Annotated in this window: 17 protein-coding genes and 3 pseudogenes; 12 read left to right on the top strand and 8 right to left on the bottom strand. The window is 60.7% G+C overall.

Annotated elements, in window-relative coordinates; all coding sequences use genetic code 11:
• Window positions 1-29: 29 nt before the first annotated feature.
• The 3 genes and pseudogenes from AB3X94_RS36585 to AB3X94_RS36575 form a co-directional block, all read right to left on the bottom strand.
• Window positions 30-527 carry a DUF3331 domain-containing protein gene (locus AB3X94_RS36585; protein WP_368614049.1) on the bottom strand — a complete coding sequence of 166 codons (498 nt, stop codon included), beginning with the start codon at window positions 525-527 and terminating at the stop codon, window positions 30-32.
• Between the two features lie 86 nt (window positions 528-613).
• Complete coding sequence (locus AB3X94_RS36580; RefSeq protein WP_176105810.1) at window positions 614-847, bottom strand: 4-oxalocrotonate tautomerase family protein; 234 nt, start codon at window positions 845-847, stop codon at window positions 614-616.
• A gap of 89 nt (window positions 848-936) precedes the next feature.
• A pseudogene (locus tag AB3X94_RS36575) lies at window positions 937-1026 on the bottom strand (3-oxoacyl-ACP reductase); the annotation flags it as partial.
• A gap of 999 nt (window positions 1027-2025) precedes the next feature.
• Between AB3X94_RS36575 and AB3X94_RS36570 the strand changes: the two are divergent.
• The 4 genes and pseudogenes from AB3X94_RS36570 to AB3X94_RS36555 form a co-directional block, all read left to right on the top strand.
• Window positions 2026-2421, top strand: a pseudogene (locus AB3X94_RS36570) (TolC family protein); the annotation flags it as partial.
• Between the two features lie 125 nt (window positions 2422-2546).
• Window positions 2547-4283, top strand: coding sequence for an AAA family ATPase (locus tag AB3X94_RS36565; RefSeq protein ID WP_368614048.1), 1737 nt, complete (start codon window positions 2547-2549; stop codon window positions 4281-4283).
• 51 nt (window positions 4284-4334) lie between these two features.
• Window positions 4335-8057 carry an ATP-binding protein gene (locus tag AB3X94_RS36560; protein WP_368614047.1) on the top strand — a complete coding sequence of 1241 codons (3723 nt, stop codon included), beginning with the start codon at window positions 4335-4337 and terminating at the stop codon, window positions 8055-8057.
• 267 nt (window positions 8058-8324) lie between these two features.
• A complete protein-coding gene (locus AB3X94_RS36555; protein WP_368614046.1) occupies window positions 8325-9842 on the top strand; it encodes a CoA-acylating methylmalonate-semialdehyde dehydrogenase in 1518 nt (505 codons plus the stop codon).
• A 134-nt stretch (window positions 9843-9976) separates the two neighbouring features.
• Here AB3X94_RS36555 and AB3X94_RS36550 read toward each other — a convergent pair whose 3' ends face one another.
• Together AB3X94_RS36550 and AB3X94_RS36545 are read right to left on the bottom strand one after the other, a co-directional pair.
• Complete coding sequence (locus AB3X94_RS36550) at window positions 9977-10366, bottom strand: nuclear transport factor 2 family protein (RefSeq protein ID WP_368614045.1); 390 nt, start codon at window positions 10364-10366, stop codon at window positions 9977-9979.
• Entirely contained in the window at window positions 10344-11372 is a 1029-nt protein-coding gene (locus AB3X94_RS36545; RefSeq protein WP_176110359.1) for an LLM class oxidoreductase, read from the bottom strand. Before AB3X94_RS36545 ends, AB3X94_RS36550 begins: the two co-directional genes overlap by 23 nt.
• A gap of 332 nt (window positions 11373-11704) precedes the next feature.
• Between AB3X94_RS36545 and AB3X94_RS36540 the strand changes: the two genes are divergently transcribed.
• The 3 genes and pseudogenes from AB3X94_RS36540 to AB3X94_RS36530 all read left to right on the top strand — a co-directional run bounded on the left by AB3X94_RS36540 (window position 11705) and on the right by AB3X94_RS36530 (window position 13177).
• On the top strand, window positions 11705-11905 hold the full coding sequence (locus AB3X94_RS36540) for a copper chaperone (RefSeq protein ID WP_176105814.1): 201 nt from the start codon (window positions 11705-11707) through the stop codon (window positions 11903-11905).
• A gap of 19 nt (window positions 11906-11924) precedes the next feature.
• A pseudogene (locus AB3X94_RS36535) lies at window positions 11925-12197 on the top strand (thiamine pyrophosphate-binding protein); the annotation flags it as partial.
• Between the two features lie 419 nt (window positions 12198-12616).
• A complete protein-coding gene (locus tag AB3X94_RS36530; RefSeq protein WP_368614044.1) occupies window positions 12617-13177 on the top strand; it encodes a DsbA family protein in 561 nt (186 codons plus the stop codon).
• A 529-nt stretch (window positions 13178-13706) separates the two neighbouring features.
• Here AB3X94_RS36530 and AB3X94_RS36525 read toward each other — a convergent pair.
• Window positions 13707-14414 (bottom strand): SDR family NAD(P)-dependent oxidoreductase, encoded by a 708-nt coding sequence (locus AB3X94_RS36525; protein WP_368614043.1) that lies wholly within the window; start codon window positions 14412-14414, stop codon window positions 13707-13709.
• A 174-nt stretch (window positions 14415-14588) separates the two neighbouring features.
• The gene (locus AB3X94_RS36520; protein WP_368614042.1) at window positions 14589-15164 is read right to left on the bottom strand and encodes a helix-turn-helix domain-containing protein; all 576 of its coding nucleotides are present in this window, start codon (window positions 15162-15164) and stop codon (window positions 14589-14591) included.
• Between the two features lie 498 nt (window positions 15165-15662).
• Here AB3X94_RS36520 and AB3X94_RS36515 point away from each other — a divergent pair, with 498 nt between their 5' ends.
• The 5 genes from AB3X94_RS36515 (at window position 15663) to AB3X94_RS36495 (ending at window position 19740) form a co-directional block, all read left to right on the top strand.
• Entirely contained in the window at window positions 15663-16319 is a 657-nt protein-coding gene (locus AB3X94_RS36515; protein WP_176105817.1) for a response regulator transcription factor, read from the top strand.
• 156 nt (window positions 16320-16475) lie between these two features.
• On the top strand, window positions 16476-16871 hold the full coding sequence (locus AB3X94_RS36510) for a response regulator transcription factor (protein WP_368614041.1): 396 nt from the start codon (window positions 16476-16478) through the stop codon (window positions 16869-16871).
• A gap of 198 nt (window positions 16872-17069) precedes the next feature.
• Entirely contained in the window at window positions 17070-18044 is a 975-nt protein-coding gene (locus tag AB3X94_RS36505; protein ID WP_368614040.1) for a LysR family transcriptional regulator, read from the top strand.
• A gap of 863 nt (window positions 18045-18907) precedes the next feature.
• Window positions 18908-19279 carry a hypothetical protein gene (locus AB3X94_RS36500; protein ID WP_176105820.1) on the top strand — a complete coding sequence of 124 codons (372 nt, stop codon included), beginning with the start codon at window positions 18908-18910 and terminating at the stop codon, window positions 19277-19279.
• A gap of 2 nt (window positions 19280-19281) precedes the next feature.
• A complete protein-coding gene (locus AB3X94_RS36495; RefSeq protein ID WP_176105821.1) occupies window positions 19282-19740 on the top strand; it encodes a universal stress protein in 459 nt (152 codons plus the stop codon).
• 110 nt (window positions 19741-19850) lie between these two features.
• Here AB3X94_RS36495 and AB3X94_RS36490 read toward each other — a convergent pair.
• On the bottom strand, window positions 19851-20245 hold a 395-nt coding region (locus AB3X94_RS36490; RefSeq protein ID WP_368614039.1), incomplete at its 5' end, for a hypothetical protein.

Here is a 20245-nt window from a genome sequence, read left to right as displayed (position 1 = left end):
GCGCGCCGAATCAGATTACCGATCCGCCATCAGCCCAAAGCAGCAAGATGAATCATGGCGTTCACGTTCACGGGAAGGACAGGCGTTCGGGTAGAGGGCCGGTAGATGATATCGCCGCGACGGATCGCTTTGCCGCTCACCGCGCACATGCCGGCCCGGCGTGCCTTTGCGCAGACCCAGATTTGATAGCCGTAGTGGCACGAGGCGGAGCACCAGCGCAACACAACGGTTCGGGGGGAGAGGCGCTCGAGCAGCGTAACGACGGCTGCGCAGGGTGCGTCGATCGTAGCGTCGCGCCCTTTGCCGCACCTTCCGTCGTTGCGGTGTGGCCCGGCGATGCGCGCACTGGGTGCGGGTTCGGTGGAGCTGAGGCTCTGTGCGCGTGATTCCGCCGCACCCAGCCTGTCGAGTAGCAGGAGTGTCTGCTCCCATGGGTCCGGGCGTGAGGCGTGTTTGTTGCCAGCCATTGCCGCCACGTTCGCGCGGCTATTTCGCGAACGTGTTCGAAGTCCCTCGTCCGTGTTCATGCGAGGCCTCAGATGAAGATTGATAGCGCCACAATGCAACCGGTGCAATTGCGCGGGAAGCTCGCTCTCGAGCGGGCCGCGCGCGTTTACTTGATGAGTCCCTTCTGTCGTCGATAGACGTCGGTAGGCAGGCCACCCCATCCCCAGTTTTCCGTTGGCACTTCTTCGATGACGACGAAGGTCGCCTCCAGCGGTTTGTTCAGCACGTCAAGCATGAGGTGGCTCACGCCCTTGATAAGCTGGGCCTTTTCTTCCGCGGTGACGGAATCCGTGCCGGGCCGTGTGCCCTCGCGTGTAACCTGAATTGTGACGATCGGCATTTCGCTTTCCTTAATGTTGATCTTTGCAAGGCGCGCCGGCGAACGGCGCTCCTCGTCTGTCTGGCGGAGCCAGTGGAGCGCAGCGCGCTTTAGTGGCCGGCGACCTGACCGCCATCGACGTGACGGATTTCGCCCGTCACGAATGGCGCCGAGTCGAGATAGAGAATGGCGTTCACCATCTAAACCTCGAAATAGGTTGGACTATCTTTCTGATCGGGCTTGCTGTTCCGATGACGACAAATTTACGCATCTACGCCTCCGGCGTGAATACGGGACGTGGACAAACAGTTGTGAGTCGCAGGAACAAATGGCAGCAAGCCGGGCGCGATGACGCGCAGTGAAAAAGCCATACGAAGGACGCTTACTTTGCTTGGGATCAGGCTAGCTTCCATGCGACTGCGTCAACAACGTTCTGGCGATTGTTCCCGCCGCACGTTCGTCGAGCGGGTTCGCGTCGACATGGCGTGGAAACTCCTGGAGGACCCTGATTCGCCGCTCAAGACGCTAGCATTCAAATGCGGCGCTTTCATCGCGCCCCGCATATGCGCATGGCGTTGTCTCGGGGGGCTGAGCATCACGCCAAAAGAACTTCACGTGCGATTCCGGGGGAGGGACGAGTGCATAACGACGATTCCCGGTCCGAGTTGGCTACCGAGAACTCAGTATGACGGCTGACGTGTCGCGTGAATGAATAAGCGGCTGTAGATATTGGGCATGCGCTTCGGAACGCCTTGAAAGTTCACTATCGCGTTGACTCAGCATGCATTCGCCTTCGGTCGTCACGCCGCTCTCGCATAGAAGATACGCATTGTTTCGCAGCGTTTCAGTAACGAAGGACATGAAAGACCGAATTTTTCGGCTCGTCCCGCGCCGCTTGAGATGAAGCAGGTTGACCGGCGTTGATTTCTGCTCGTATGACCGAAAAGTGGGCACCAGATTTCCGCGGTTGCGAAACTCCGGTAACGGAAACGCAAATGTGGCTGACCAGATCGCGCGGATGCGTGGGTTCTCCATGCTCGGCGAAATAAGCGGGAGCCGCGAAGGTTTGCCGCCGCATGGAGCCGAAACGCCCCCAAATGTGGACGATTCTTCGAGATGACCGATACTTATGGCGATATCCACGCCTTCCTCAAGCAGGCGTGTGAGACGATCTGGGCAAACCGCGTTCACGCTGACTGCTCAACGGAAGTGCGGGCTTTCAGAGTCTGCAACCCTCGAGTCTGGCCACTTGGGCGCCCGGGCAGTTCGTCGTCGGCCCTTTCACGACGGCCCCTCTTCAAAGGCAGTCGCCTGGAAGAAGCGGCGCAGCTGCGTGAGGCGCAACAACAGGAGGCTGCGATCGCCTACGAGGAGACGGTGCTGGGCGCGTGGCAGGAGGTGGACGACGCGCTCGTAACCTACGAGGCCGAACAGCGCCGCCGCGACCGGCTGGCGCAGGCCGTGACCATGAACGAGCGCGCGCTCTCGGTCGCGCAGGAGCAAACCTCGAACAGCGCAGAGCCACGGCGGCCACGAATCTTATTACGCTTTGTAAAGCGCTGCGAGCGGGATGGCAGTCGACCTATGGCGGGTAATCCATCGCTCGATGTCCATTGTTCAGGTCAATCGATGACTTCGCTGCGCCGGCGATGGCGCAAAGACGGGCGCGCGCGCAAAATCATCTGCGAATGAAAATCGCATCATGACAGGAGCGTCCGCCGTGGATGTCGCTGGATATGAGCTGGAGCCGCTGCGCGACGACGGCGATTTTTCACTGTATCGCGCCCGCAAACCCAGCCATCCCGTCTCGGTGCTCGCGCTAGTCGCCACGCGTGCGGACCTGGCGGGCGTGAAGCGCCTCGAGCGCGAATACGGGTTTGCCGCGTTGCTCGATTCGAGCTGGGCGGCGCGGCCTCTCGCGTTCTACCGGCACAGAGAGCCGCCCATGCTCGTGCTCGACGACGACGGCGGCGAGCCGCTCAGTCGCTCGCTTGCGGGCCCGTTCGAACTCGCGCGCCTGTTGCGCATCGCGGTCAATCTGGCGAAGGTGGTGGGCCACGTGCATCGATGTGGCCTCGTTCATAAAGACATCAAGCCGGCGAACGTGCTCGTCGACAGTAGCGGCAACGTGCGGCTCACCGGCTTCGGCATTGCTTCGCAACTGCCGCACGAACATCAGCCGCCCCCACCGCCCGAGATCGTGGCCGGAAGCTTCGCGTATATGGCGCCTGAGCAGACCGGACGCATGAACCGTTCGATCGACACGCGCAGCGATCTCTATTCTTTCGGCGTCACGCTTTACGAAATGCTCACCGGGTCGCTGCCGTTCAAGGCCTCGGACGCGATGGAGTGGATTCATTGCCATATCGCGCGCAAGCCCACGCCGCCCCGTGCATTGCGCGACGCGATTCCGCAGGCGCTCGAGGGCATCGTGCTGAAGCTGCTTTCGAAGGCCGCCGAAGAACGGTATCAGACTGCGGCGGGATTGGAGGCCGATTTGCGCTCATGCCTCACAGCATGGGAAGCGCAGCATCGCATCGACCCCTTCCCGCTGGGGGAGCACGACGCGTCCGACCAGTTGCTGATTCCCGAGAAGCTGTACGGGCGCGAGGCGGAAATCGAGGCACTGACCACCGCGTTCGATCGCGTGGTGGGCAGCGGGTCGGTCGAACTGGTGCTGATCTCGGGCTATCCAGGCATCGGCAAGTCGTCGGTCGTGAACGAGCTGCACAGGGTGTTGGTCCCGCCGCGCGGTCTCTTCGCGTCCGGCAAGTTCGACCAGTACCGGCGCGGCATTCCGTACGTGCCTTTCGCGCAAGCCTTCCAGAGCCTCGTGCGCAACCTGCTGAGCAAGCGGGAAGCCGAGGTCGAGCCGTGGCGGCGCGCATTGATGGAAGCGCTCGGGCCCAACGGGCAACTCATCGTGAATCTGATTCCCGAGCTTGCGCTCATCATCGGTGAGCAGCCGGCCGCACCGACGCTGCCGCCTCAAGACGCGCAAAATCGCTTCCAGATAGTATTTCGACGTTTTCTCGGCGTATTTGCGCGGCCAGAGCACCCACTCGCCTTGTTTATCGACGACCTGCAGTGGGTGGATACGGCGACGCTCGATCTGCTCGCGCATCTCGCCACGCATCCGGACGTGCGGCACGTTCTGCTGGTCGGCGCCTATCGGGACAATGAGGTCGACGCTTCGCACCCATTTGCCCGCACGCTCGAGTCGATTGCCCGGGCCGAAGGCAGAGTGCGGCAAATCGAGCTTGCACCGCTCACGAGGGACAGCGTGGCACACCTCGTGGCGGATGCACTTCACTGTGACCGCGCGAACGCCGCACCGCTCGCGCAACTGGCGCATGAGAAAAGCGGCGGCAATCCGTTCTTCACGATCCAGTTTCTGACCGCGCTCGCCGATGAAGGCCTGCTCACATTCGACCCGCGCGCGGCGAAATGGCGTTAGGAACTGCCGCGCATTCGCGCAAAAGGCTACACCGAGAACGTCGCCGATCTGATGGCGACCAGGTTGAGCCGGCTGCCGCCCGCCGCGCGCGACGCACTAGGCCAGTTGGCGTGCCTGGGCAATGTTGCCGAAGTCGCCGCGCTGACCTGGGTTCGAGGCGGCTCCGAAGAGAAGATGCACGCTGACCTGTGGGAAGCCGTGCGAGCGGGCCTGGTGTTTCGCGAGGCCAATGTCTATGTATTCGCGCACGATCGGGTGCAGGAGGCAGCGTACGCTCTCATTCCCGCCGACGAGCGTGCCGCCGCGCAACTGCGCATAGGCCGTGCGCTGGTGTCGCGCACGCCGCCGGATGCACTCGAAGATGCGATTTTCGATATCGTCAATCATCTCAATCGCGGCGCGGCGCTGATCGTGGACGAAACGGAGCGTGAGCAGGCCGTTGCCTTGAACCTCATCGCGGGAAGGCGGGCCATGCGTTCGACGGCCTACGTGGCCGCGCGCGGCTATCTGGCGCAAGCCGTGGCGTTGCTGTCGCCCGATGCGTGGACGCGGCGCTACGAGAGTACGTTCGAACTCTATCTTGCGTTAGCGGAGTGCGAATATCTGGTGGGCGATTTTGCAAAAGCGGATGCCCTGGCGGACATGATGCTTGCCGCGGCGCACTCCAGTCTTGACCGCGCAAAGATTTACAGCTTGCGCATCGAGTTGTATCAGCTAGCAGGAAGATATGACGAAAGCTTCGCGGTCGCGCTCGTCGCGCTTCGCGGCTTCGGTGTCTGCTTTCCTGAAACCGACCAGGAGATTCAGGCGGCGTTCCATACCGCCCTGCACGACGTTCGCGTCAATCAGGCCGGCCGCTCCGCCGGCGAACTGGTTGAGGCGCCGGTGGCGACGGACCCTGCGATCCACGCGATCGTCAATCTGCTCCTGCAGGCGATGAACTGCGCCTTTGCGGCGCGGCCCGCGTTTTATCCGCTCATCGCGCTGAAGGCGGTCAATCTGTCCTTGCAGCACGGCAATACTGACAACTCCAGTTTTGCGTTCGGCAATTACGCGCTCATCCTGGTTTCGCTGATCGGCGACATCCCAGCTGCGGTTCAGGTTTCGGAGATGTCGCTGAAGCTAAACGAGAAGTTCGGTAATCGGCACCTCAATGGGAAACTGCTGCACCTGTACGGCGCTCATGTCAATTTCTGGCGCCGCCACATCGCCGAGAATCTTCCGGTGCTGGAACGGGCGACAGCCGAATGTATGGAAGCGGGCGATTTCGTTTTTGCCGGCAACGTGGCGTTCAACGCGGTTTGGCAGGCGCTCGAGAGCGGGGCCGCGCTCGAAGACGTGCAGGCGATAGCGGAAAGGTACGCGGCGCTCATGCGGCAGAGCCACAACGACGCGGTCTACGAACTGATTCGCGTCGAACGGCAATGCGTCATCAGTCTGCGGGGCCGGACCGCCAAAGCTTTCGATCTGAATGACGAGACCTTCGACGAAACCGCCTGTTTCGAGTCGATCGTCAAGTCGAATTTCGGTTGTGCCATTGGCGTCTATCGAATCATCAAAGTCATTCTTGCGTTTCTCGAAGGCCGTTACGCCGATGCGCTGAAGGCCGCGCAGCGGGCACAGGCAGCACTGAGTCCGGTGATGGCGCTGGCGATCGAGCCGACCTTTCACTTTTTTCATATGCTGACGCTGACGGCGCTTTATCCCCAGTCCTCCGCCGAGCAGCAGAGGATTTACAAACGCACGCTAGCCGAGGCACTCGAGAAGTTTGAAATCTGGGCCGCACACTGTCCGGAGAACTATCAGAACCGCCATGCGTTACTCGGCGCGGAATTCGCGCGTCTGGAAGGGCGCGATCTCGACGCGATGCACCTGTACGAGCAGGCCATTCGCTCCGCTCGCGAGAATGGCTTTGCGCATCACGAAGGCCTCGCCAGCGAACTTGCCGGCCGCTTCTATTTGCGCATGGGTCTCGCGACCAGCGCCGAAGGCCATTTGCGCAATGCGCGCCGATGCTTCGTCGCCTGGGGCGCGCATAGCAAGATCGTGCAGCTCGACAGCGAATTCCCGCGTCTGGCCGATCTCGAAGGCAGCACGCTGACCTCGACGCTCAGCTTCGGTTGGCGTCAGTTCGACGCCGCAACGCTGCTCAAGGCATCCCACGCGCTTTCCAGCGAGATCGAACTGAAGAGCCTGGTCGAGCGCCTGATGACGATCGCGCTGGAAACCGCAGGCGCCGACCGTGGTCTGCTGATCATGCCCGAGCAGCCAGACGGCTACCGCGTCGAGGCGGAAGCGCGTATCGACGGCAACGGAATCGAGGTGAAGCGTTTGCCGGATAGTGGCTGCGCGACACCCGCCGCGCTGCTGCGTTACGTCATACACACCGGCAAGCGCGTCATCATCGACGATGCCGTGACATCCGGTCTTTTTCCTGAAGACGGGTATCTGGCGAGCGGAGCCACCCGGTCCGTTTTCTGCCTGCCGCTCGTCAGACAGGGAAAACTCAGTGGGTTGCTGTATCTGGAGAACACCGAGACTTCGCACGTGTTCACCGCACGCCGCTCCGCACTGCTCGATTTGCTCGCGTCGCAGGCTGCCATTTCTCTGGAGAACACTCGCCTGTATGCCGATCTTCAGGAACGCGAAGCAAAGGTGCGGCGTCTGGTGGATTCCAATATCATCGGCATCCACATCTGGGACTTCGAAGGCAATGTCGTCGACGCAAACGATGCGTTTCTGCGCATCGTGGGTTATTCCGCCGAAGATCTCCGATCCGGGCGGATTCGCTGGCCCGACCTCACTCCGCCGGAATGGCACGAACGCGATGAACATGTGAGGGCCGAATTGACGGCGACGGGTAGCGCCAAACCCTTCGAGAAGGAATATTTTCGCAAGGACGGCAGCCGGGTGCCCGTCATGGTCGGCGCAGCGGCATTCGGCGACCGCGAGGGGCAGGGCGTCGCGTTCATCCTGGACCTGACCGGGCAGAAGCGTGCGCAACAGGATGTGCGCGACAGCGAACGACGCTACCGCGAACTTCAGACGGTGCTGGCGCATTCGAACCGCGTGGCGACGATGGGTCAGCTATCGGCGTCGATCGCGCATGAAGTTAAGCAGCCGATCACCGCGATCGCGGCGTATGCGAGCGCGGCCTTGCGCTGGCTCGCGGCCCGCCCGCCGAATTTCGACGAAGCGCGTCTCGCGCTGACCCGGATCGTCGCGGACAGCGACCGCGCCAATGGCATTGTCGACAGGACCCGCGCTTACTTCAAGAAAGAGCCGCTGCGCACCGATGGGCTCGATGTCAACGACATGATTCGGGAACTGATCGCGCTCGTGCGCGGCGAAGCCGGCAAGTCCAGGGTTGAACTCACGGCGGAGCTTACCGAGGGGTTGCCGCGCGTTCAGGGCGACCGGGTGCAACTGCAGCAGGTCATGCTCAATCTGATGATCAATGCCCTCGAAGCGATGAGCGAAATGAAAGCCGGCGAGCGCACGCTACTTGTCCGCACGGACAGGGCCGGCGAAAACGAACTTTGCATTACCGTGCAGGATTCCGGGCCGGGACTCGGCGCCGGCAATCCGGAAGACGTATTCGAGGCTTTTTTCACGACCAAGTCCGACGGTCTGGGCATGGGATTGCCCATTTGCCGCTCGATCGTGCAAAGCCACGGCGGGCGCTTATGGGTGACGCCGAACGACCCCGTTGGCGCCCGCTTTCATTTCACGCTTCCCGCACAAGGCAACGCCTCGCCGCCAGGCCGTGTTTAGCGCTGCATCGCCACGCCATTCGACTCTTCGGATAGCGATGACTTCCGCCTGGTCGCCCTGGCCGGAAACGAGCCCGGAATGTCCCGAAACCGTCGCAGCTAGCACCTCAGCCGGCAGCCGTAAAACATAGACTGTTCTCGTCGGTGGTCAATGACTGTCGATCCCGGCGGGGAGTCATGCAGATGCCCGGCCACTTGACTTGATGCGCGCTGCAATGCGGACTCTTTTCGATCCATGCGCAGCGCTGGACCTGTAAAGGATGGACGTATGAGCGAAGCAAACCAGGGCGCGGTGCGCCAACTGAAACATTTCATCGACGGTCAATACACCGCTGGCGCGAGCGGCCGATTCAACGACGTGTACGATCCCGCCCACGGCCGCGTTTCAGCGCGCGTGCCGGTTGCCAATACCACTGAAGTTGCCGCCGCCGTCGCGGCCGCAAAGACCGCCTTTGGGGCCTGGAGCGAAACCCCGCCGCTCAAGCGCGCACGCTTGATGTTCAGGTTCAAGGAGCTGCTAGAGGCACATCTGGACGAAATCGCCGAACTCATTACACGCGACCACGGGAAGCTGCTCTCGGACGCCAGGGGCGAGGTGATGCGCGGCATCGAAATCGTTGAATTCGCGTGCGGCATTCCGAACCTGCTCAAGACCGATTTCACCGATCAAAGCAGCAGCGGCATCGACAGCTGGAATTTGCGTCAGCCCCTGGGCGTGATTGCCGGCGTCACACCGTTCAATTTTCCGGTGGTGGTGCCGTGCTGGATGTTCGTCATGGCCGCCGCCACCGGCAATACATTCATCCTCAAGCCTTCGGAGCGCACGCCGTCGTCGTCGATCCGGCTGGCGGAACTCTTCATCGAGGCGGGTTTTCCCAAGGGTGTTTTCAACGTGGTGAATGGCGACAAGGGCACCGTCGACGCGCTGATTCAGCATCCCGACGTAGCAGCGATGTCCGTCGTCGCCTCCACGCCGGTGGCCGAATATATCTACGCGGAGGGCGCCAAACGCGGCAAGCGCGTGCAGGCGCTGGGCAGCGCGAAGAATCATCTCGTCGTGATGCCCGACGCCAATCTCGATCAAGCCGTCGATGCGCTGATCAACTCGGCATACGGCTCAGCGGGCGAGCGGTGCATGGCGACTTCGGTCGCGGTGGCGGTAGGGCGCATCGGCGACGAACTGGTCGAGCGTCTCGCCACGCGCGTGCGCGCGCTGCGCATCGGTTCGGGCATGGAGCCCGATCTGGACATGGGGCCGCTTATCAGCGCCGAACATCGCACCAAGGTGCGGGGCTATATCGATGCGGGCGTCGAGGCTGGCGCGAAGCTCGTCGTGGACGGGCGTGGCCATACCGTGGCGGGGCACGAAGAGGGCTTCTTCCTCGGCGGCACGCTCTTCGACAACGTGCAGCCGAATATGAAAATCTACCGGGAAGAAATCTTCGGGCCGGTGCTTTCGGTGGTGCGCGTCCCGGATCTCGCCAGTGCAATCGAACTTGTCAACGCGCACGAACTGGGCAATTGCGTCACCCTGTTCACAGCGGATGGCGCAGCGGCGCGCACGTTCACCAGGAAGATTCAGATCGGCATGGTGGGCATCAACGTCCCGAGTCCAGTGCCGTCGGCGTGGCATTCGTTCGGAGGCTGGAAGCGCTCGCTGTTCGGCGATCATCACGCCTACGGCGAGGAAGCCGTACGCTTCTACACGCGCTACAAGAGCGTGACGCAGCGCTGGCCCGACAGCATCGACAAGGGCGCTGAATTCGCCATGCCCGCGTCGAAGTGAGCGAAGCGCGGCGTGAATACGCCGCGCGCTCGAAGTTGGCCGGCCGGGCATGGCCGGCTACCACTCGCTTTTGTACGGGTGCACCCCTGGGCCATTGGAAGGCGTCCAGGGGCTAAAGCCAAGTTGGTTATCGGCTAAGTGGGTGTGATCTTCTGAACCCATTGGCTGCGCCAACCGGGCGCCTCAAAGGGATCCGAAAAATATTGAGTTTCGTGCACGACCTTGCCGTCATGGAACTTCATGATGCTCACGGTGAAAGCAGATCGCCCCTGGTATGTGATGGTGTACTCGGTCACCCAGAGATTGCCTTCTCCCTGCATTCGTCTGACCTTGAAACCGGACGGCCTGTCGGGGTGATGTCCGCGTAAGGCCTGCAAATTCCTGCGCCCATGGATGCGTTCGCCCGATTGGGGATAGTCGCAGATGGCGTCGTCGGCGTAGATGTCATGTTCGGCTTCGAGATCGCCGGCCGCCGACGCTTGCCAGTGCGCATGCAGCGCTTCAGGTATGTTCGCGTGTTGCATGAGAAACCTCCGGGATAAAGTACGGCAGTACTTCGCTGTGCAATTCGTCCAATACGTCGGCATACGGGCGCGGCGTGACTTTCGGATTCAGCGCGACGTGGCTGACGCCCGCTTCTCGTGCCTGCTCGAGAAAGTATCTGAGCGAGCGGCTGCCGATGACGAATCCGCCCCTGATGGTGCGGAACGGGTAGTCAGGCCTTGGGTGCAGATAGAGGTAGCCGCCAAACGCAATCGGCTTGAAGGCTTCGCGGCCCATCGAGTGAGCGACGTGCTCGTTCCAGCCGCGCACGAATGCATCGAGCGCGTCGGGGCGGGGCACGAAGCCGAGGTAACCGTCCATATGCGCCGCGATCCATTCGAGACTCTGCTGCGCCCGTCCAACCGCAATCGCCGGGATGCGTCCGTACTGCGGCTTGGGCAGCATGTCGAGCGTGCCATCCGATTTGCCGAAGCGGAGTGAGGAGAACACAGGAAAGGGTTGCTCGCCGACCGTGCGGTAGGTCTGGAAGGCGTCGCGAAACCGCTCGCCGCGCGTATCGAAGTCGATGCCGAAAACAGGATACTCGGAGGGCCGATCTCCCGACGACATGCCTAACAGCAGCCTTCCATTCGTCAACTGGTCGAGCGAATTCACCTGCTTGGCAAGCAAGAGCGGGTCGCGCATCGGCAAGACGATGCCGGTCGTGCCGAGCGCGACCTCGCTCGTCACTGCCGCAAGGCTGGCGATATACACCAGCGGTTCGAAAATCTGCCCGGCGTCGCCATACGCGGGGTCGTAGAACGGGATGTCGCGCATCCACAGCGCGGCCACACCCATCGACTCGGCGCGCTGCGCCATGGCGACATGATCGCGCATGGTCGGGAAAGGCGAGTCCGGATGCGTTTCGAGCGGCAGGATGAGTCCGACCGTGAGTGCCCCCTCGCGAAACACCCGGCGCCACGCGGGCTGCTCCGAAAGCGCGGGTTCGATGGGAGCGGAAGCCTTGATGGCGGTGATTGCTGACATATCCATTGCGTTTCGCCTTGCGTTTTCCCTATTGCGAGCCAAGATTACGCACGAACGACGCTGACAGAAACCGCCTGCGATGAACAACAGTTGATACTCGCGCGCAATAACGCGGGGAATTCAAGCGGTGGACATGCGCGCCTCGAGGCGCCGCGACATGAAGTCGAGAAACGCGCGCAGCTTCAACGGCCGCGGCGCTTGCCCCGCATGCACCGGATTGACGGGGCTTTGATTACGCCGTGTAAAGAGTGAATTGAGGCGGCCCTGATTGGTGGCAGTGGACGTTGATCCTATAGTTGTCCAGACTGGTTCCCCATACAGAGAGGTGGAAAATGAAGTTCGCGATGAAAACTGAGATCCGCAACGACGATCTTCCGACGATCGTGCATGCGATGAAGTCCGTGGATGCCGATGCGAAGGTCGATGTCGATGTTGGCGCACAAACCGTGAGCGTCGATTCGTGGTTGATGCCAGAAGAGTTTCTCGTGGCGTTCTACGACGAGGACTTGGACGTAGGCATTGCCGAATGGTAGGGGCAACCGACGGTCAGCCGCGGTGTTCCGTTTAACGAACTGCCACGCCGATGAGCCCGAGCGTCGGATCACCCTCGTCGTACCCGCCAACGAACCGACCGCCGGTTTCATCGCTGCGGGCACGCCGGCGCGAGTGGAAAGGTCGGCGCGTTCATGGTGACGTCGGGTCCCGGCGCGACCCATGCCGTGACACCGATTGCCGATTGCCGATTGCAATGGCGATTCGGTCCCGATGATCCTGATCTGCGGAAGGTGCCGCGTGCCGCGATTGTCGACGATCGCGTCGCCGGCGGCCGCCCTCAGGCATTTGCGCCGCGAGCGCGCCACGTTGCGCATATCGCATTCAGCCGCGGTTCGTGGTGGAAAAGTTTCATTCCATCGAGGGACCGCGACCAGTCCGGGGGCACGCGCGCAGGTGATCAACCGGCTTCGGACATGTTCCAGCCCGGTACAAGCGCGCGGGCTCGCTCGTGAGCCGCATTGCGTCTTTCCGCCATGTAACAAAAGAAGTTCTGGCTACTGCGTTTATCGAGTCAGACCGCAACCCTATAGTCATTGCGATGGCTGGGAGCGATGCGGGGCATGGGGTCCTGCGGGCCCCGCGTTGTCTCTTCATTTGGGCGAGCAAGAATGAAACTAATCTATGTCGGCGATCCGATGTGTTCGTGGTGCTATGGCTTTGGCAAGGAACTCTCAGCGCTCGTCGCGCGCGTGTCGGATCTGAAACTGGAAATCGTGGTCGGCGGCATTCGCGCGGGCGCGACCGATGTTCTCGATGCAGCCGGCAAACGTTTCCGGTTGCGGCACTGGGAGCGCGTCGAGGCCCTGAGCGGTATGCCATTCAACCGCGAAGCGTTCATGGTGCGCGAAGGGTTCGTCTACGATACCGAGCCGGTGTGCCGTGCCGTTGTGGCGGCGCGCCGGTTCGTCAGTGGCGATGCATTGCTTTCGGTGTTTCGCGCGCTTCAGAATGGCTTCTATGTGCAGGGGTTGGATACGACCGACCCTCGCGTGTTGAGCGATATCGCAGCGACGGCGCTGGCGGCCGTAGGCCTTCAGGTGAGTGCCGACTCGTTCTACCTGGCATGGGCAGGGGCAGAAGCGATAGAAGAGACGCAGCGCGATTTCGCGCGCGCGCGGGCGCTTGGGGTCGCGTCGTTTCCGACCTTGCTGCTTGAAGAGCAAGGTCGGATGTACGCCGTGAATTCGGGCTACGCGAGCGTCAACGCCCTCGAAGAAAGATTCAACCAGATCGAGCGGCTGGTTGCCTGATCGCGTTTGATCCTGGGTTGTTCGAAACGGGCTGCGCAAGCGATTGCACAGCCCGTTTCGAATTGCGGACCGGGCGGAAATCAATAAGGAGCGGACTGCAACGAACAATAGCGTCGAAATCGTCGAACTCGTCCAGCACTATTCCGACGCCATCCGGCGAGGGATGTAAAGCCACTGAGAATGGTGTTCGATGCGCACGCGATCGTGGCGGGGGGAGGTGAATGGCCAGCCCTGCTACAAGACGATGGACGAGTATCTTGCGGGTGTTGCAAACAGGCCATCGCCGGCCGAATTGGGCGAGCCGGTCGAAACGGAACTGCTGATGCTCGATGTTTAGAAAAACATCGCGGCGGCGAAACTGCGCGTACGCATGCTGCGTTTCAATCACTACAGTCACTTGTCGATCATCCGCAAGCGCGACGCACGGCTCGTCATTACGAAGACGCTAACCCACGTGGCATGAGCGGCTGCCGCGCGCCTGCGCCCCGACGAGCCATCAAGTCTCGGAGCGCGGGCGTTGCTCGAGCGCTTAGTGACCTGCGTTCTGGCCGCCGTCCACGTGCAGGATTTCGCCCGTCACGAACGGTGCCGAGTCGAGATAGAGAATCGCATTGACGATGTCGCTCATTTCCCCCATGCGACCGATCGGATGCATCGCGCCAAGCGTGGCGTGCGTTTCGGGAGCATGCATCGGTGACTTGATCACCCCGGGCGAAACCGCGTTGGCACGGATTCCCGCACGCGCATATTCGATTGCGAGCGAGCGCGTCGCAGCGTTCAGACCGCCCTTGGTGAGCGACGCAAGAACGGACGGTACTTTGCTGTTCGCCTTGTCGGCAAGCGTGGTGGTGACGTTGACCACGTGCCCGCTGCCGTGCTTCTGCATAGCTTCGATCGCATATTGCGTGATATGGAAGAAGCCGTTCAAGTTGACGTTCAGGATCGCGGCGTAGTCGTCGGCGGTGTACTGCGTGAAGGGCTTCGCAATGAAAATGCCCGCGTTATTGACGAGCGTATCGACACGACCGAAGTGCTCGATGGCGGCGTTCACCACGCGGCGAGCCGTGGCAGCATCGCCGATATCGCCGGCCACGGCGACATAATCGGCTTCAGCAGCCGGTGTGATGGAACGGGCCGTGGCGACCACGCGATGGCCCTGCGCGCGGAAGGCCTCGACGGTTTCCGCGCCGATGCCTTGCGATGCCCCGGTGACGATGACGATCCTGGAAGTGCTCATTGTGTATCTCGCAGTAAGGGTAAGTCGGCCGGACGGCCGTTCGAATCGACGGATCCGGTGAAGGAGCACTGTAGGCGCATCGGTTGCTCATGCGAACACACACCATGGACAAAGAGTCTTGCGTCATGAGAACAAATCGCGGCGGGCTGACGACGCTGCGCACGCGGCGATCACTCAGGCGGCGACCTCGGTCGGGTGGCACTGTTGGCGGTATTGCCGGGGGGTGAGCTCGAGGAGCCTTTGAAACACCATGCGCATGTGAGCGGCGTTATGAAAGCCACAATCGAACGCGACGGTTTTCATCGGAATGTTGCGTTCCTCCAGGAGCTTCTTCGCCGCACCGACACGGACCTGATCCACGAATGCAGAAGGGGTCGTGTGGAGATGCTTCGCGAAGATCCTGGATAGCGTGCGCCGGCTTACATGGACCGCGCCGGCGAGTTGCTCGATCGAAAGTACATCGGACAGATGGTCGTCGATATGGCGTTGTACTCTTCTGATAATCGTGCTTTCATCGCCTGGCGTGGCAATGCAAGGATTGCGTTCGCAGGACTCGCTGTGCAGTTTGGCGCCAAGACGCCTTGCCACCTGTTCGGCGAGCGTCTGGCCCCAGTCTTGCGAGACGAGAGAGAGGCCAAGGTCGAGTCCGGCAGTCGCTGCTTCGGCCGGACGTGAGTTGCGTGAAAGGCGCCTGTCACCAGCAGAAGATCGAGGTTTGCGCGAAAGTCCGCGTAAGCCCACGGCACGCACAGTTGCATTGCGTTCGAACAGGCCACCGCGCCTGCGTGCTCTCCGACGAGGGACACCTGATACCGACGTGGCTCGCTGAGTAAACGATTCGCTTCGGCGAACACGTCGAGCACGCCTGCCACGTCCATCGCCTGAACACCATCATGCACTACAAGAGCGACTTTCATTTTGCGCACCCACTCTGACCGACGATGCCGACAGCGCGATGACCCGTTCGTAATATAGGTTAGGCGTGCAGCGCCACCCTGACCATTCTCCGAATGGCTGAAGCTGTATCTTGCCGGCATGCGGTCCCTCATACGCCGGTATGACCCGTGAAGCTCTCAGGCGTGGTGTGCCATAAGGAGCCGGGTTGACGAGTATGATTTATGGGGGCGCCTGCTTCAAAGGAAAGCAATGCTCACAGTTTGCAAGCGGTAGCGATAAGTCTCGATATTGCTTACCATAAGGCGAGCATCGGCAGCTTTACGCCGTCACGAACATTTCGAAGATCGAGCGATGACACACGATAGCGTTGGGACGCGAAGTGAACAACTACCAGACTCGCTCGTGTACGTGATCGACGACGATGAGTCTATCCGAGGCGCGCTCACCAGTCTGCTGAGGTCGGTGGGCATCGAGGTTCGAGCGTTCGCATCGGCTGACGAATTTCTCGCCGAGAAGATGCCGGATGTGCCGAGCTGTCTCATTCTCGACATTCGATTGCGAGGCGAGAGCGGTCTCACGCTTCAGCAGGAAGCTTTTAAAGAGAGCATTCGATTTCCCATCGTCTTTCTGACGGGACACGGCGATATCGGCATGACCGTCAAGGCGATGAAAGCCGGTGCTTTCGATTTTATGACAAAGCCATTCAAGGATCAGGATCTGCTCGATACGATCGCTGCGGCGCTCAAGCGCGATGGCGAACTGCGGCGCCAGGCGAAGCTCGTTGCGGGCATTCGTCAAGCCTACGATTCACTGACCTCCCGCGAGCGCGAGGTGATCGGGATGGTTGCGGAGGGTCTGTTGAACAAACAGATTGCCGACCGCCTGTGTCTCAGCGAGGTCACGGTCAAGATCCATCGGGCGCAGGCCATGCACAAGCTCAATGCGCGCTCTGTCGCCGAGCTCATCAAGAAGTTGCAGCAAGTGCAGGCTCCTCAGAGCGCCAGATAAGCATTTGCCCATTCGTTGCGCGGTGGCTGCCTGCGTCAGCGCGCGGATCTCCCCCAGCTAATACGGACTGGCACAAGAATCATTCGAAGGTGTGATTGCTGCTCAATCGGCCGGCTTGTATTTTGCAGAAAGATTCAATCTTTCTGCATCATTTCGATGGCCACCGGACCCCCGATAAAACCAGCGCTTTCGTCTGCAATGATCGGCCTTGTGGACGACGATGAGTCCGTCAGGATGGCACTGTCCAGTTCGCTGCGTTCGGCGAACTGGAACGTCATCGACTACGCGTCCGCGCATCATCTTCTGGGCGATACGCGCCGCTCCAAACTGAAACTCGTCGTCGCCGATATCCAGATGCCAGGCATGGATGGTTTTGCGCTACTCGAGTCGATCAAGCTGTGGAAGCGTCCTATCCCCGTCATTTTCATTACCGCGTACACGACCCCGGAAGTGCTGGAGCGCGCAAATCGTAACGGCGCCGCAGGCTTCTTCTCGAAGCCTGTGGATGACGCGGGACTTCTCGCACGGGTTAGTGAACTGCTAACGCAATGACGTGGCCGAACGCTCTGAAATTGGGCGCTATCTGGCCTGAGGGATCTGCCGCTATGCCGGCCGCTGGTTCAGGCCATCCGGATGTATTAGACGCGCACGCGCCTGCATCAGGCGTCACATCATATTGGACGATACCGCCGCGCGGCTTACGCGATTACGCTTGAATCGTCGACCAGAGCGAAATTTGCGAGGTGCGAGATGGACCAGCTTTACATGTTGCGTGCATTCGTCGCTGCTGCGAGGTATCAGAGTTTCAGCAAGGCCGCCGAATCGTTGAATGTGACCACCGGGTCTGTTTCAAAAGCGATCGCCAGGCTTGAAGAATGCGTCCAGACGAGAGTCCTGCTCAGGACCACGAGGTCCGTTTCCTTGACAGACGCAGCACACTCGTACTATCTGATTTGTTGCCGTTTGCTCGAAGAGCTCGACGAGGCTAACCGGCGCATTGCGATGGAGCACGAGGTCAATGGCGGAAAATTGAGCCTTGTCGTGCACCCCATGCTGGTGAACGGGGTGTTCCCACGGTTCGTGCGGCGCTATCGAGCCATCGCGCCTCATGTGAATCTGATGGTTTCCGTTCAGGATCACCCCGCGAACCTGTTCGATGGCCGTTTCGATATCGCCATTCTTCCGCCTCAGCTGGTCGAGCAGTCCACCGTAATTCGCCGGACGCTAGCGCACTCGCCTCGCATTCTCGTCGCCGCTCCGGCCTATCTCGAGCAATATGGCGCACCGGAATCCGCTGCGCAGGTCGCCAATCATTTTTTACTGATCGATCCGGAAACGAGAAAGAAAAATGCGGAGTTCATCGATCTCTATGAGGGTGTCCGGAAGGTGAGCGTTTTGCCCATGTCGTCGATGGAAGGTGACCAGCTGCTGCTTCGCGCGGCAGCGCTCGAAGGTACCGGCATTGCCACGCTGCCTGAAACCATGGTTCGCGACGACATTGATAGGGGAGATCTCGTGCACGTCCTGCCGGAATGTACGGCATCGGAAAGCAGCATTGAAATATGCCTTTTCTATGCTCATCGGGAACTGATCTCGGCACGGATCAGGATGTTCGTCGACTTCTGCACTGAGTTCTTTCGGGCTCCTGCCAGGTCGGCAGTTATTGATGTAATGCGCGTGCCGCGACCGGCCGTGCGGACCAAAGATCTCGAGATGATTTCGTGATGGCGTGTTGATACCCCCCCACTCGCGCCGTATTTGCGAAATGGACGCCCGCAGCCCTAACTGGGAGAGGAGATGCCCGCAATAGTGTGGGCGTATTTGAGGAGGTGGTATCGCAGCGACGCCTCATTGCGATATTTGCCACCACTCGTTGACGACGTCCCGTAAGCCAGCTTCTCGATACTCCCATGGAATGGAAGGATCATTCCCGAGGCTATGGGATTCTCTTGGCTATTGAAGGTGATTAATCTGCCTAGGTGTTTCCCCGGGAGGCGCCCCTCCATCACCTTGCTAGAGAGATCGAAATGAAATTGCTTACTGCTGTTCTTTTTGCATGTTCGCTGTCGGCCAGCTTCGCTGTTCACGCAGAACCCCTTGCCCCCGCGCATGCGGATGTTCAACAGGCGGCCGAGGCGGGTACGTCCGCGCCGAATACATCCGAGGCGAATACGAATCGCGCGCCGTGGCGCCGGGCTTTGGCTCCGGCCAGGGACCCTAATGCCTGTGTGGGTCCGGCGAGTTTCTGCGACCTGTTTTTTGGCAGTTGAGGTTGCTAAGGGTTGGCGCCGCGCGCATCGATTGATCGCGATCGAGCACACACAGCGGGAAAAAAGAGCGATTCACCGAGCGTGTGAATCCCCTCATCGAGGCGCGGCGACCATAGTTTCTCGTCGTTGAACTCAACCGCCGGATTGGCGCGCACAGCGTGTCCAGGTGAACGCATGACTCCGGGTTGCGACCGAGCCTGAACTTCATTCAGCCATCGGAGCGCATCGGTGCAGAATCATAAAACCTACGGCTTGCACTGACCTGCCGCGAAAGCGATCGCTCCTGGTGCCGGCTCGCTTGTGGACGAGGATGGGTCGATGCTGTGGAAGAACCCAATGACCGTCTCCCTCACGAGGTTTTCGGGGGTCTTCTTACGGGCACGCGTGCGGGCGAAGGTTCATCGGCCGTATCGGCGCGACCGCGCTTCCGTGTATCACAACGCCTTTTACGGAGTTCGTGGCCCGGAGAACGAGCTTTCCATGCTGCTCCAAGCTTCGCATGGCGCGCTTGGTCGGCAGCCGCAGGTTATCGCGCTTGTCGCGGAGGCACGCCTCAGGAAGACCGGCATCTTGCAGGAGTTCTGCCGTTGGCCGAACCAGTTTGAGGATGTCAGGAACTACTGGCCCGACACGCTTCCAGGCGGCGATGGCACCCAGCATGTCAATCGTATCTTCAAAGGGTATCTCTAGCCATGTTCAATATCCTCCTCGTTCCGCTGGACGGCACAGCCCAGAGTGTCCGCGTCGTCGACCTGGCCAGCCGCGTGGCGGCTCCAGGCAGGGCAACCGTACACCTTCTTTGCGTTGTCGACCCATCCTACTTTTTGCCTCCCGGTAGCGAAAGTGGCACCGCACCCGATCGCCTGAATTATCCGCCTGCACGGGCGCAGACATCTTTCGCACAAGCCGTTCTGACTGCAGCAGCCGCCCAGCTTGCCGACCGGAATCTCACCGTGGAACAGCACCTCTGCGCGGGAAATTCTCCGGCCGACGTCGTCATCGAACAAGCCCGGCTGCTGACCGCGGAGGTCATTGTGATGGGACATCACCATTTGTCGCGGCTACGCCGCTGGGCGAACCCGTCGACGAGCGGGGAGGTCATTGATCGGTCGCCGTGTGCGGTACTGATCGAGACATGGGACAAAGGCTAACCGGGGTGACTTTGATTTCCGGTCAATTCTCCGGCTAGCCGCACCCAAGCTAGCCGTGGGTTTGCCTTTGCTCGCCAAATCAAATACGTGCAAAATCAGTTGGCTGCTGTCTATCCGCCCGCGCTGCAACGCGTCAATACTTTTGTAAAGGCGCAAAGTGCCAGATGCGCGATAGACGCTTTTTCAGATTGGCCCGACACCGCCGCACCGCAGTTCGTCGTGTGCCTCATGATCTTACGTTGAGTTGATTCCAACATCGCCGCCGTTCGTGGGCGGAGCACGATAGCCTTGGGTCCATTCCGAGGAACGAAGCGATGCGCGCACAGACTAAGGATGATGTTATGCAGACGAACCATGGCGATACGGCAGGAGGTAGGGTGGGCGCCGACAATTATCTTGTCCGGTCGATTGACGATTGTGTTGGCCGGTGGTGCGGAGTCGAAGGCGGCGTAGCCGCCGGAGACGACGCACCACCGGCGGCGCCGGGATGATGGGGTCATAGGAT

The sequence above is a fragment of the Paraburkholderia sp. BR10923 genome, from assembly GCF_040948765.1.
GTDB lineage: Bacteria > Pseudomonadota > Gammaproteobacteria > Burkholderiales > Burkholderiaceae > Paraburkholderia > Paraburkholderia youngii.
The sequence above is the reverse complement of the archived record's forward strand: the minus strand, read 5'-3'. Positions and strand labels throughout refer to the sequence as shown.

What these genes read in the sequence shown, in the direction of transcription:
- AB3X94_RS36585 (WP_368614049.1), bottom strand. Translation starts at nt 527, where the DNA reads ATGAACACGGACGAGGGACTTCGAACACGTTCGCGAAATAGCCGCGCG.
- AB3X94_RS36580 (WP_176105810.1), bottom strand. Translation starts at nt 847, where the DNA reads ATGCCGATCGTCACAATTCAGGTTACACGCGAGGGCACACGGCCCGGC.
- AB3X94_RS36560 (WP_368614047.1), top strand. Translation starts at nt 4,335, where the DNA reads ATGGCGACCAGGTTGAGCCGGCTGCCGCCCGCCGCGCGCGACGCACTA.
- AB3X94_RS36555 (WP_368614046.1), top strand. Translation starts at nt 8,325, where the DNA reads ATGAGCGAAGCAAACCAGGGCGCGGTGCGCCAACTGAAACATTTCATC.
- AB3X94_RS36550 (WP_368614045.1), bottom strand. Translation starts at nt 10,366, where the DNA reads ATGCAACACGCGAACATACCTGAAGCGCTGCATGCGCACTGGCAAGCG.
- AB3X94_RS36545 (WP_176110359.1), bottom strand. Translation starts at nt 11,372, where the DNA reads ATGTCAGCAATCACCGCCATCAAGGCTTCCGCTCCCATCGAACCCGCG.
- AB3X94_RS36540 (WP_176105814.1), top strand. Translation starts at nt 11,705, where the DNA reads ATGAAGTTCGCGATGAAAACTGAGATCCGCAACGACGATCTTCCGACG.
- AB3X94_RS36525 (WP_368614043.1), bottom strand. Translation starts at nt 14,414, where the DNA reads ATGAGCACTTCCAGGATCGTCATCGTCACCGGGGCATCGCAAGGCATC.
- AB3X94_RS36515 (WP_176105817.1), top strand. Translation starts at nt 15,663, where the DNA reads ATGACACACGATAGCGTTGGGACGCGAAGTGAACAACTACCAGACTCG.
- AB3X94_RS36510 (WP_368614041.1), top strand. Translation starts at nt 16,476, where the DNA reads ATGGCCACCGGACCCCCGATAAAACCAGCGCTTTCGTCTGCAATGATC.
- AB3X94_RS36505 (WP_368614040.1), top strand. Translation starts at nt 17,070, where the DNA reads ATGGACCAGCTTTACATGTTGCGTGCATTCGTCGCTGCTGCGAGGTAT.
- AB3X94_RS36500 (WP_176105820.1), top strand. Translation starts at nt 18,908, where the DNA reads ATGCTGTGGAAGAACCCAATGACCGTCTCCCTCACGAGGTTTTCGGGG.
- AB3X94_RS36495 (WP_176105821.1), top strand. Translation starts at nt 19,282, where the DNA reads ATGTTCAATATCCTCCTCGTTCCGCTGGACGGCACAGCCCAGAGTGTC.